Below are 11397 nucleotides of genomic sequence, written 5' to 3'. Positions count from 1 at the left end.
CGCCACCGGTGGCGATCGCTTCTCGATTGAGATCGTATGGAATCTCAAACGGCGAGTGTTTCGGGGCGTTGGGTTTTATCCAACAAGGCTTTCAACTCCTCACCCTCGATCGCCTCCCGTTCCAAAATAGCCTGGGCGATGGTTTCGAGGAGATCGCGGTTTTCCTTCAAAATGGCCAAGGCTTGTTGGTGGGCGTTTTCCACAATTTCCTTAACTTCTTCATCGATCGCTTTGGCGGTGTCGTCGCTGACGTTGCGGCGGGGATTGCCCATCGTCCCGTCGCCGAGGAAGACATTTTGCTGGCCTTTCTCATACGCCAACGGACCGAGAACCTTACTCATACCGTACGTCGTCACCATACGTTCGGCTAAATCCGTGGCCCGTTGCAAATCGCTCGCCGCCCCGGTGGTGATGCTACCGAAGACGATTTCTTCAGCAGCACGTCCGCCGAGTAACGTGGCGATGCGATCGCGCAGTTCCGACTCCGACAACAAAAACCGATCTTCAGTGGGCATTTGCAACGTATAGCCCAACGCCGCCATACCCCGAGGCACGATGGAGATTTTCGCCACCTTGCCGCCTCCCGGCATCACCGCCCCGACGAGGGCGTGTCCGACTTCGTGATAGGCGACAATTTTCTTTTCCTTGTCGTTGAGGACGCGACTTTTCTTCTCCAATCCCGCAACTACGCGCTCGATCGCTTCTTAGAGAGCTGAGCGCGATCGGTCGGGAAAATTTTAAAACCCTTTTGGGGTGAATTTGACGTAACGTCTATAAAAAACTATTTTTGTCTGTATTATCGCATACTAATTTTAAAATATAGGCGATCGCGCCGGTCAAAAAAACCGAACTCATCTCAAATTGCATTCTCTGTGTTCTCTGTATTTCTGTGGTTTCTATGCCAATTCTCAACGTTTTTGTATTGACTTCGCCAATTCAAGTTTGTCTTGTAGGGTGGGTAATGCCCACCTAGACCTTTCAAGGTGGTTTGCGAGCAAGTTTGCTTTCAGCAATATCAAACTTGAAAATTTTTGAATTTTTGGAAAGGTGAGTTACGACTTTCAGCAATATCAAATTCTACAAATTTTGGATAGGTGGTCGATGGCCACGCTACAACTACAAATAATAAAAATACCTCCAAATATTCGAGACTTAGAGGTATTTTTAAGGCTTCAAAAAACAGATATTAGGACATAGTAACTTCTGTTTTTATTTCAGATTCTAATTGTTCGATCGCCTCTAGCAATTCCCGTTCAAAGGCTACCTGAGCGCGATTGGTTCGTCCGCCCACATATAGCTTTCCATCTTGTTTTAACGCCCAAACCTGCGAGTGAGAAGCATAACTCATTAACGCACTCACCATTAACAAGCCAAAACCTGAATAAACAAGCGGAATCCCCGGATCGGATTTAATTTGCAATCCCGTCGCACCAGTGATATCTATGAGTTTCAACGTGACGCCGTTAACTTCCGTTTCGCCACCGACACGAACCGAAGAAACCAACTGTCCCTGAGTATCGTAAACTAACGCCGTTCCCTGTAAATCCCGCGCCAACAGCGAAACCCCTTCGCTCAAATCCGGTTTTGTAGGAATCCAAGTTCCCCAAATTCGTCCGTTTCCACCAGTGTCTAACTTCGCCATCGGAAGTTGAAAAATAGGGCTGTTGTTGAGACGAATTTTGACGTTAGAAATACTCCAATCCGTTTGATAGAAAACTACACCGTTATAGCGAAGCGGTTCGTTTACAAAAATGGTTTTGCGATCGATCTCTTCGTTGTTTTCATCGACAACCGATAAATCCGAATAAAACTGATCGATCGCGCCGTCTGGGGTATAGTCGATCCAAAAACGATTGACTTGTAACTGCCAACCGCGAAAGCGATCGAGCGACGCCCAACCGCCTACATCGATAAAGTTTCCAACGGGGGTTGTGGTTCCGCTGGGAATCATTTCTTGAGCCATTACCCCGGTCATGGTTCCCCAAATTGCACCGGCGAGAATCAACAACATACTGGCGTGAACGATAATCGGGCCGATGCGTCCGATAATGCCTTTGCGAGCGTAAAGCGATTCCCCTTCTTTAAATACCTTATAGTTTTGTTTCTGGAGTAAAGTTTCTAACTGTGAAATGTCTCCACTCTCGAGTTTCGTACTCAACGCTAATTTTTGAAATTGACGGGGTTTTGTATAAAACTTCCACTGTCGCGCCGCTTTCAACGCCGGAAGTTGTCGCGTAAACGTGCAAGCGGTGAGGCTACTTCCAAAGAGAATCAACAACGCCAAAAACCACCAAGTTTTATAGACGCGATCGAGTCCTAGCGTCAACAGAACTTTCCAACTGAGAAAGCCGAACAACGCGGGATCTTCAGGATAGTTCGCGCGGTAAAACTCGAGAGTTTCTCCCTGTTCGATAACGGTTCCTACGGTACTCGCTACTGCAATGACGAGCAGTAACACGATCGCCAACCGTAAATCGGCTAAAAGCGGCAGAAGTTCCCGACGAAACCAAGCGGTAATGGAAAAATTAGACGTTCGAGCAGAATCGGACATTTTGAAAAATTGATAGATAATTTATAGTTGATAAAAAGTCGTAGGGTGCGCGTTTTTCAGTGAACAGTCAACAGTGAGCAGTGAGCAGTGAAGACAGTTTTCAGTTAACAGTGTCTTCGTTGTCACCATGTACAAGGGTGTGTGACTTGGAGAACGGGGTTGAAATCGTGCTTACCGATACATCGTCACGCCCCTAAACTGTGGGAAAGAAACGGAAGAGCAGTGTAAAGACGCCGAAGCCGACAAGTAACGCGCCGCTGGTGGGGGTAATCCAACCCGACCAACGGCGGACAGACAGGAGCTTTTCCATCGTGGCGGCGAAGGTTCCGGCTAAGATGAGGGGGGCGACGTAACCGCTAGTGTAGGACAGAAGCAGAGCGCTTCCGAGAAGAGGGTTTCCGGTTGCAGACACCCACGCCAGCAACGTGGCGAGGACGGGGGTACTACAGGGAGACGCCACGAAGCCAAAGGTGAGGCCGAGGAGATACGATCGCACTCCTCGGGGGAGGTCGTCAGAAATCCAACCCATCCCATCGAAGGAGGGAAGTTGTAGGGGTAAGGCTTCGAGGAGATTCAACCCCATGAGAATGGCGATGACGGCGACGACGATGGGAAGTCCCGCCCCGACTTGGCCGTAAACGCGACCGAACGACGCCGCAGCCAGACCCAAGGCGGCGAGGGTGGTAGCCAGTCCCAAGGAGAACCACACCGACTGTAGGGCGGCGCGACCTCGATTTTGAGCTTCGTAACCGCCGATGTAACCCAAGGTAATGGGAAGCATCGACAGCATACAAGGGGTCAGGCTGGTTAGCAGTCCAGCACCGAAAACCGCCAACACGCTCGTTGCGCTTAGGTGAGTCAGTTGGCTGCTAACGAGGCGATCGGCGAACTGTTGAAGGTGGTAGAGAGTCGTTTGTAGGAATTCGATCGAGCCAGTGGCGTCCATGAACGATGCTTAACAATCAAGTGCTGCTTTGACAATTGTAACGGTCTTAACCGAACTGGCTCGAGGGAGATGAGGAGATGAGGGGGTGATGACATGGTGCGATCGCGGAAGCGGTGCGTAGCACTATCGGGGTCGGTGCGCGACGATCGGTCTGACGATTCACATCCGATTGTTCGAGTCACGCACCTACAACTCATCGACAAATCACCATCACCTCACCATCACCTCACCTCACCCGGTTTAGCGTCCCGTGACTTGACCGATCAACTGCATCACGTCGTCGCGAGTGAGCTTTTCTTTTCCCAAAGCTAGGGTTTTGAGGGTTCCGTGGGCTAAGACTAAGGGAATTTTACAGAAGTCCAAGGCCGGGCCGGGCGGGAGAGATTCTGTATAGCGATCGGCCATTTCCAGGTTGTGTCGCGCGTAAGCCTGCATTTCCACCGCCGTCCATCCGTCTGGGAAAAAGTCCACGCCACGGGATTTGTCTTCGCGGGCGTTGCGGAGGATGTTGACGGTTTGCAGTCCCCGGCCGAAACCGATGGCGTCGGTACGGTTGGTTTGGGTGTTGTCGTACCAGGCCCATAAATCTGATAGTAGTAGACCCACTGCACCGGCGACGCTAAACGTATAGCGATCGAGGTCGGCGACGGTGCGAATCGTCCAGTTGCACTCAGCCCAGTAGGCCATGCGATCGGCCATGGCGGCGGTAGCGTCCCAAATGCGGGGCGCGATCGAGCGAGGGGCGAGTTTGGCCCAGTCGTCCACGCGCAGGGTGACTTCGGGAAGTCGATCGCGAGATTTTCCCCAGTCGGCTCCGAAGCGATCGCCGTGACCGCCCGTTCCCGTTTGCAAGCTCAGAGAGATTCCTCGCAGTAGCTGGGCTTTCGTGGCGTTATCGAGTTCCTCGTGGTCTTCGATTTCGTCGATCGCGCGCATACATAAGTAGGCGGACGCCACCGCCTCTTTCAAGTCAGTGGGTAAAAGGCTAATCGGAATGTAAAACGTCCGACTGGTCTCTTTTAGCACCTGTAGCGCGTCTTTTTGGGAATTCATCCGTTCGACTCCTCACATCAACTCGTCATCTAGCATATACTTCTATTCGCTCTCGGTCATCGGGTGAAGTGACGGTCGGAAAAGTCGAACGCCCCACCCCCTCGTTTTCTGGAACGGTCTTGTGGGGTAGGGCGTTGTGTTAAGGCGATCGCTTTTCCTTATTCGAGGGAATAGCCCGTCGTTTTTTCGATATAATCGATGACTTTTTGATAGGCTTCGGGTTCGCTTTGCTCAGTTAAGACGATCGGGCGATCGCCTTCGGTCAAATATAACGTCAAACGGCTGTTCCAAGAGAGCGAAAAAGCAACGATCCGATCGAGATCGATTATGTATACCTGTTTATCCCGCTCGTAGTTGATTTTAATCCAATACGCCACAGGATGCCCTCCAGTCTCCAGCCGAGATTATGAGACTTCAGCCGGGAAATTTGTGGAAGGATCGACTCGATCGAACTCCGTAGCGGTCTCGTTCTCGCTGATGGTTTCGTTTTCATCGCTTGCTGGAGTCATACCCAAGGAAGCTCGGACGAACCCTTTCACGAGAGGGTGAGGGTGGTTGGGGCGCGACTCGAATTCTGGGTGGAACTGAGTCGCCACAAAGAAGGGATGGTCGAGGAGTTCGATAATTTCGACGAGTCGTCCGTCGGGAGAGGTTCCGCTCACGGCGTAGCCCGTTTCGAGGAACAGACTGCGATAGGCGTTGTTGAACTCGTAGCGGTGGCGGTGGCGTTCGTAAACCACTTCTTGACGGTACAGGCTAAAGGTGGTCGTTTCGGGATTCAAGCGACAGGGATAGAGTCCCAAGCGCATGGTTCCCCCCAAATCCACCACGTCTTCTTGTTCGGGTAACAGGCTGATCACCGGATTGGCAGCCTCGGGATCGAATTCGGAACTGTTGGCACGGTCTAGGCGAGCGACGTTGCGGGCCCATTCGATGACGGCGCATTGCATCCCCAAACACAATCCCATGAAGGGAATGCGGTTTTCGCGGGCGTAGCGAATGGCGGCGATTTTACCGTCGATGCCGCGACTGCCGAACCCACCGGGGACGACGATACCTTTGACACCGCTGAGGTGAGTTTCTGCGCTGTCTCGTTCGAGGTCTTCGGAGTTGACCCAACGCAGTTTGAGTTGGCTGCCACAGCCGATGGTGGCGTGACGCAGGGCTTCGACTACGGAGAGGTAGGCGTCGGAGAGTTGGACGTATTTGCCGACGATGGCGATTTCTACTTCGCGATCGGGATGGTACATCCGTTCGACGAGGGTGCGCCAGTGTTCGAGATCTGGCTCTCGCTGTTCGAGACCGATGCAATTGAGAACGGCTTGGGCTAAGCCTTCTTGTTCGAGAACCAACGGGACTTCGTAAATGCTACTGGCGTCGGGGGAGGTGATGACTCGCTCGACGGGAACGTCGCAGAATTCTGAGAGTTTTTCTTTGAGATGGGAGGGCAGGGGGCGATCGCACCGACACACCAACATATCGGGTTGAATCCCGATCGATCGCAGTTCTTTGACAGAATGTTGGGTGGGTTTGGTTTTCATTTCCCCGGCCGCTGGAAGCCAGGGCATCAGGGTCACGTGGACGTACATGAGATTTTCGCGTCCTACGTCTTTTCGGAACTGACGAATGGCTTCGAGAAACGGCAGGGATTCGATATCGCCGACGGTTCCGCCAATTTCGACGATGGCCACGTCGGGGGAGGTGTTGCGAGCGACCCGCAGAATGCGCGATCGAATTTCTCCGGTAATGTGGGGAATCACTTGCACGGTTCCCCCTTGATAGTCGCCTCTGCGTTCTTTGTTGATGACCGCTTGGTAAATCGAACCTGTGGTGACGCTGTTGAGGCGGGACATGGACGTGTCGGTGAAGCGCTCGTAGTGTCCTAAGTCCAAATCGGTTTCCGCACCGTCTTGGGTCACGAAAACTTCGCCGTGCTGAAACGGACTCATCGTGCCGGGATCGACGTTAATATAAGGGTCGAGTTTGAGAATCGAAACTGAGTAATTGCGGGATTTGAGAAGCCGTCCCAAGCTAGCGGCGACGATTCCTTTGCCGATACTGGAAACGACGCCACCTGTAATAAAAATGAATTTGGTCATGGAATTCGAGCGAGCGGTGTAACCGATGGGTTCGTGTTTGCCCTGGGTTCATTTTGCCATAGGACACGACCGGGTTGGCGGGAATTTGGTAAATCGTCGCGACGCGGGAGGAGTCTGTTTCAGTGCGGATTTCAAAAGTATTAATTAATGTAAAAATGATGAGAGAACTGATGTCAGTAGCCCGCTAGGGCGAGGGGGTTCGGGTGACAACTTGTCAGACTACGTTGTGGGAGCGGTTTTTATCGCCCGTCGTGCGATCGCTCGTGGACGAGGAGGCGATGCTTCGCTTGTCCGAGCGGATCGATTGGGAAACGGAGGTGGCGCGACGCTGCGATCGCACTCTGGTTTATCCTGACTATTACCAAACGCAGAACTTTCACGGCGTGGAAGGGGGATATCTGACTTCGGGGGCGGCGGTCTCTTACGATCCGATTACGCAGTACGTTTTACCGCCTAACGAGACTTGGGTGCGCGAAGGGGCGATCTCGGCGGTGCGATCGCAGCCCCGACGCATTCTCGATCTCGGCTGTGGGACGGGTTCGACGACGTTGATGTTGAAGCAGGTTTTCCCCGAGGCGGAGGTTATCGGGTTGGATTTGTCCCCTCAGATGCTCGTCGTGGCGGCTTACAAGGCGGCGCGATCGGGGTTAGATATCGCTTGGAAACACGGGTTAGCCGAACGGACTCGGTTTCCCGATGCGTCTTTCGATGTGGTGTCGGTGTCGCTGCTGTTTCACGAACTCCCGCCAGAGATCTCGCAACAGGTATTGCAGGAGTGTTTTCGTTTGTTAACAACTGGGGGCGAGGTGGTGGTTCTCGATGGGAATCAAGAGACGCTCCGTCAAACGCCTTGGTTGATGGAGGTGTTCGAGGAACCCTACATTCGCGATTATGCGGAGGGCGATGTGGTGCAGTGGATGCGACGGGCGGGATTTGAAGCGATCGAGGGTCGCGAACATTGGTGGATTCATCAGGTGACGCGAGGGGTGAAGCCGTTAGCGGTTTCCTCTCGGACACAGCCTTTAGAGGAAGTGTCCTTTGAAGGCGGTTCGATGGCCTTGGCTTAGGGAGATGAATATTTTTGACCCCACCCCAACTCTCCCCGTTTTCAGGGGAGGAAACGAGTTGCTCCCTTTTGCTAGCGGGGATTGAGGGGGGTGACTTCAATTCATAGGAGGTCGATCGGAGAACGTTCGATTGAAATGCAAACTCTCAATTCAAGTACATGGGACTGAAGGCAGTTATTTTTGATTTTAACGGGGTTGTGATTAACGACGAACCCATTCACGAGCGTTTGATTTCACAGTTATTGCTCGAGGAAAATTTACGCCCCAATCCAAAGGATTTTCAGGCGGTGTGTTTGGGACGCAGCGATCGCGCGGGTTTGAAGATGTTACTCGAACGTCGCGGCCGCTGCGTGACGGAGGAGTATTTGGGGGAGTTGATGCGCCGCAAGTCGCAGATGTACTTGGAGGAGTTGAGCCAGATGGAAACGCTCCCGAGTTACGAGGGGTTGACGGATTTTATTTTGAAGCTGCGGCTGGAAAACTTGCAGTTAGCTTTAGTCAGTGGGGCGTTGCGCGTGGAAATCGAAACGGTACTCGATCGCCTGGGGTTAACCGAACAGTTTCCCATCATCGTCGCGGGGGACGACATCGCCACCAGCAAACCGGAACCGGACGGGTATCTGCTCGCGGTGGAAAAGTTGGGGTTGAAGCCGTCGGAATGTTTGGCGATCGAGGATGCGCCAGCGGGAATCGAGGCGGCGCAACGGGCGGGGTTGCAAGCGGTGGGAGTGGCGAACACTTACCCGGTTCATATGTTGCAGCGTCAGGCGGATTGGGTGGTGGATTACCTCTCGGAATTGGAACTCGATCGCGTGCGGGAGGCGTTTGAAACGGAAGTTCCCGCGCGGTTGGGGGCGTCTCCAGAGGCTTCGAGTTCCGATTGACGGGCGTAAGTAATTTTTTTAGGGGCGATCGTTGGTTTGTTGCAGTTTTGTGATATAATGAGTAATTGCGAATCGGGGAATTAGCTCAGTTGGTAGAGCGCTGCGATCGCACCGCAGAGGTCAGGGGTTCGAATCCCCTATTCTCCATAAACTGCTGTCGTGCAGTGGTAACACAAATCCTGCAATGCCAAACCCAGCGCAGGCGCGTTTTCTGAAATGCGCCTGCTGCTTTTTGGGGAGGTAGCTGAAAACCGTTGCCGTGAAATCGAATCACAGCAGAAAGATAAGGCGGCAAATCTCGTATAATGACCCTCTGCATCGTCGAGATTTCCCTACCGCTCCATGTCACAGCTCGATCGCCATCAAGATTTAGTCGGCTTTATCTGGAACATCGCCAACAAATTACGCGGCCCCTACCGTCCGCCTCAGTATCGGCGGGTGATGTTGCCCTTAATCGTGCTGCGACGGCTCGATTTGGTGCTGGAACCGACGAAACCCGCATTTTTGCAGAAACAAGAAGAACTCGAAGCCAAGGGACTGACTGGAGAAGCTCTCGAAAAAGTGCTGTCTCGCGTCGCGATGGGGGGAAAGCGCAGCCAACCGCTTTACAACACCAGCAAGTTTACCCTCAAAACCTTACTCGACGACTCGCCGAACGTCGCCTCGAACTTAATCTCCTATATCAACGCCTTTTCTCCCCGCGCCCGCGATATCTTTGAAAAATTCGAGTTCGAGAACGAAGTTTACAAACTCGACGAGAATAATCGCCTGTATCTAGTCCTTCAAGAGTTTTGTCGCCCCGAGATTGACTTATCGCCGAGTCGCATCTCGAACCTGGAAATGGGGTATCTCTTCGAGGAGTTGGTGCGGCGGTTCAACGAACAAGCCAACGAGGAAGCCGGAGATCACTTTACGCCTCGGGAGGTGATTCGCCTGATGGTGAATTTGACCTTTGACGAAGAAGCGGAAGTTCTGCAACCGGGGATTTACCGGACGATTTACGACCCCACGGCGGGAACGGGGGGAATGCTGTCGGTGTCGGAGGAGTACATCAAGCAACAGAACCCCCAGGCAAACCTACAACTGTTCGGACAGGAGTACAACCCGGAATCCTACGCCATCTGCTGCGCGGACTTGTTGATTAAAGACGAGCCGATTAACAATCTGGTGTATGGCGACACCCTGGGATTGAAGGAAGCCAAGAACAAGGGGAATAACTTCGTTACCCAAGACGGCCATCCCGACAAGCAGTTTCACTATATGTTTGCAAATCCGCCGTTTGGGGTGGAGTGGAAGCCGCAACAGGATTTCGTCAAAGACGAACGAGAGACTCAGGGCTTTGACGGACGCTTTGGGGCGGGATTACCTCGGATTAACGATGGTTCGCTGTTGTTCCTGCAACACATGATTTCTAAAATGTACCCGTCGCCGGAGGATGGGGGCGATGGCTCGAAAATTGCGATCGTGTTTAACGGTTCGCCGCTGTTTACGGGAGATGCGGGAAGTGGCGAAAGCAATATCCGCCGTTGGATTATCGAGAACGACTGGCTCGATGCGGTGGTGGCGTTACCGGACCAAATGTTTTACAACACGGGGATTTTTACTTATATCTGGCTGGTGACGAACCGCAAACCCCCCCACCGTCAAGGGAAAGTGCAGCTTATCGACGGAACGCGGCATTTTCAGAAGATGCGAAAGAGCTTGGGGAACAAGCGCAACGAGTTATCGAAGGCGCATATTCGGGAACTGGTGCGGCTGCATCGGGAGTTTCAGCAGAACGGTGAAAGTGAGGTGACGGTCAACGCTGAGCGAAGTCGAAGCGTTGACGGACAGACGGAACGGCGAGTCTGTTCTAAGATTTTTGAGAATCGCGAGTTCGGTTTCCTGAAGTTGACCGTCGATCGACCGTTGCGGCTGAATTTCCAAGCCAGTGAGGAACGAATTAACCGGATTTGGGAACAGACGGCGTTTGCGAATTTGGCGAAAAGTAAGAAGCGCAAAAACGAACAGGCGCGACAGGCGGAAATTGCGGCGGGGGAACGGTTGCAACAAGATATCGTGGCACTGTTGCGGCGTCTGGATGGGGAAACGCTGTATAAATCCCGCGCGACGTTCGAGAAGCTGTTGAAGCGGGAGTTTAAAAACGCTGGGTTGAAGTTGACGGCGGCGTTGAAAAAGGCGATTTTTGCGGCGTTGGGGGAACGAGACGAGACGGCGGAAGTCTGTCGCGACAGTAAGGGAAACCCGGAACCCGATAGCGATTTGCGAGATACGGAAATTGTGCCGTTACCGCCGGAAATTGCGTTACCGCTACCGTTGGGATATGACGATAAGCCGGATTTGGAGCCGTTGTTGGGGTTGGTGAAGTCGCATTGCGAGGCGTATTTACAGGCGGAGGTGTTGCCCCACGTGCCGGATGCTTGGATTGATTATAGTAAGACGAAGGTGGGTTATGAGATTCCGCTAAACCGTCATTTTTATGTGTACGAACCGCCGCGTCCGTTAGATGAAATTGAGGCGGATATTAAGCGGTTGGAGGCGGAAATTATTCAGATGTTGGGGCAGGTTGTTTGAAAAGTCAACTAAATCGATAAAGATTCTAAGTCGCGATAGCCATTGATAATCCGCACGATATCTATCCCGTCTGGTCGTGGGAATTGACATCCTCTCCCAGCAACCCGTTCCGGGTATGCAGGGAGATTCCTTGGGTCGCCCCAAAGATTTCCTGCTTCACAGCCAGCCAACTAGAATCAGTGACCCGATCCCCCGTCGCCTCGACTCCACAGGCATTTTCGAT

Annotated in this window: 8 protein-coding genes, 1 tRNA gene and 2 pseudogenes; 4 read left to right on the top strand and 7 right to left on the bottom strand. The window is 52.7% G+C overall.

Annotated features, from left to right (window positions below; genetic code table 11):
• Positions 1–44: 44 nt before the first annotated feature.
• The 6 genes and pseudogenes from ftsH4 to pyrG form a co-directional block, all read right to left on the bottom strand.
• A pseudogene (gene ftsH4, locus POG22_RS13600) lies at positions 45–704 on the bottom strand (ATP-dependent zinc metalloprotease FtsH4); the annotation flags it as partial.
• A 482-nt stretch (positions 705–1186) separates the two neighbouring features.
• Positions 1187–2551, bottom strand: a complete 1365-nt coding sequence (locus tag POG22_RS13595; RefSeq protein ID WP_498905830.1) for a cytochrome c biogenesis protein — start codon at positions 2549–2551, stop codon at positions 1187–1189.
• A 193-nt stretch (positions 2552–2744) separates the two neighbouring features.
• The gene (locus POG22_RS13590; RefSeq protein WP_063716953.1) at positions 2745–3497 is read right to left on the bottom strand and encodes a cytochrome c biogenesis protein CcdA; all 753 of its coding nucleotides are present in this window, start codon (positions 3495–3497) and stop codon (positions 2745–2747) included.
• Positions 3498–3737: 240 nt separating this feature from the next.
• Positions 3738–4550, bottom strand: a complete 813-nt coding sequence (locus tag POG22_RS13585) for a squalene/phytoene synthase family protein (protein ID WP_063716952.1) — start codon at positions 4548–4550, stop codon at positions 3738–3740.
• 158 nt (positions 4551–4708) lie between these two features.
• On the bottom strand, positions 4709–4927 hold the full coding sequence (locus POG22_RS13580) for a hypothetical protein (protein ID WP_017660611.1): 219 nt from the start codon (positions 4925–4927) through the stop codon (positions 4709–4711).
• A gap of 27 nt (positions 4928–4954) precedes the next feature.
• Positions 4955–6649: a CTP synthase gene (gene pyrG / locus POG22_RS13575; protein ID WP_063716951.1), complete on the bottom strand. Its 1695-nt coding sequence runs from the start codon at positions 6647–6649 to the stop codon at positions 4955–4957.
• 203 nt (positions 6650–6852) lie between these two features.
• Between pyrG and POG22_RS13570 the strand changes: the two genes are divergently transcribed.
• The 4 genes from POG22_RS13570 (at position 6853) to POG22_RS13555 (ending at position 11174) form a co-directional block, all read left to right on the top strand.
• Positions 6853–7716 (top strand): class I SAM-dependent methyltransferase, encoded by an 864-nt coding sequence (locus POG22_RS13570; protein ID WP_498905827.1) that lies wholly within the window; start codon positions 6853–6855, stop codon positions 7714–7716.
• Between the two features lie 158 nt (positions 7717–7874).
• Positions 7875–8600, top strand: coding sequence for an HAD family hydrolase (locus tag POG22_RS13565; protein WP_498905825.1), 726 nt, complete (start codon positions 7875–7877; stop codon positions 8598–8600).
• Between the two features lie 74 nt (positions 8601–8674).
• Positions 8675–8747 (top strand) — tRNA-Ala (locus POG22_RS13560).
• A 195-nt stretch (positions 8748–8942) separates the two neighbouring features.
• The gene (locus POG22_RS13555; RefSeq protein WP_498905823.1) at positions 8943–11174 is read left to right on the top strand and encodes a type I restriction-modification system subunit M; all 2232 of its coding nucleotides are present in this window, start codon (positions 8943–8945) and stop codon (positions 11172–11174) included.
• A 61-nt stretch (positions 11175–11235) separates the two neighbouring features.
• Here the strand turns inward: POG22_RS13555 and POG22_RS13550 are convergent.
• Positions 11236–11397 (bottom strand): annotated as a pseudogene (locus tag POG22_RS13550) (RNA-guided endonuclease TnpB family protein); the annotation flags it as partial.

Source organism: Geitlerinema sp. CS-897 (assembly GCF_028368005.1).
Classification (GTDB): domain Bacteria; phylum Cyanobacteriota; class Cyanobacteriia; order Cyanobacteriales; family Geitlerinemataceae; genus Baaleninema; species Baaleninema simplex.
This window is presented reverse-complemented; position numbering and strand designations above follow the sequence as displayed.

Excerpts from the sequence above, each read along its gene's own strand:
- POG22_RS13595 (WP_498905830.1), bottom strand. The coding sequence starts at position 2,551 with ATGTCCGATTCTGCTCGAACGTCTAATTTTTCCATTACCGCTTGGTTT.
- POG22_RS13590 (WP_063716953.1), bottom strand. The coding sequence starts at position 3,497 with ATGGACGCCACTGGCTCGATCGAATTCCTACAAACGACTCTCTACCAC.
- POG22_RS13585 (WP_063716952.1), bottom strand. The coding sequence starts at position 4,550 with ATGAATTCCCAAAAAGACGCGCTACAGGTGCTAAAAGAGACCAGTCGG.
- pyrG (WP_063716951.1), bottom strand. The coding sequence starts at position 6,649 with ATGACCAAATTCATTTTTATTACAGGTGGCGTCGTTTCCAGTATCGGC.
- POG22_RS13565 (WP_498905825.1), top strand. The coding sequence starts at position 7,875 with ATGGGACTGAAGGCAGTTATTTTTGATTTTAACGGGGTTGTGATTAAC.
- POG22_RS13555 (WP_498905823.1), top strand. The coding sequence starts at position 8,943 with ATGTCACAGCTCGATCGCCATCAAGATTTAGTCGGCTTTATCTGGAAC.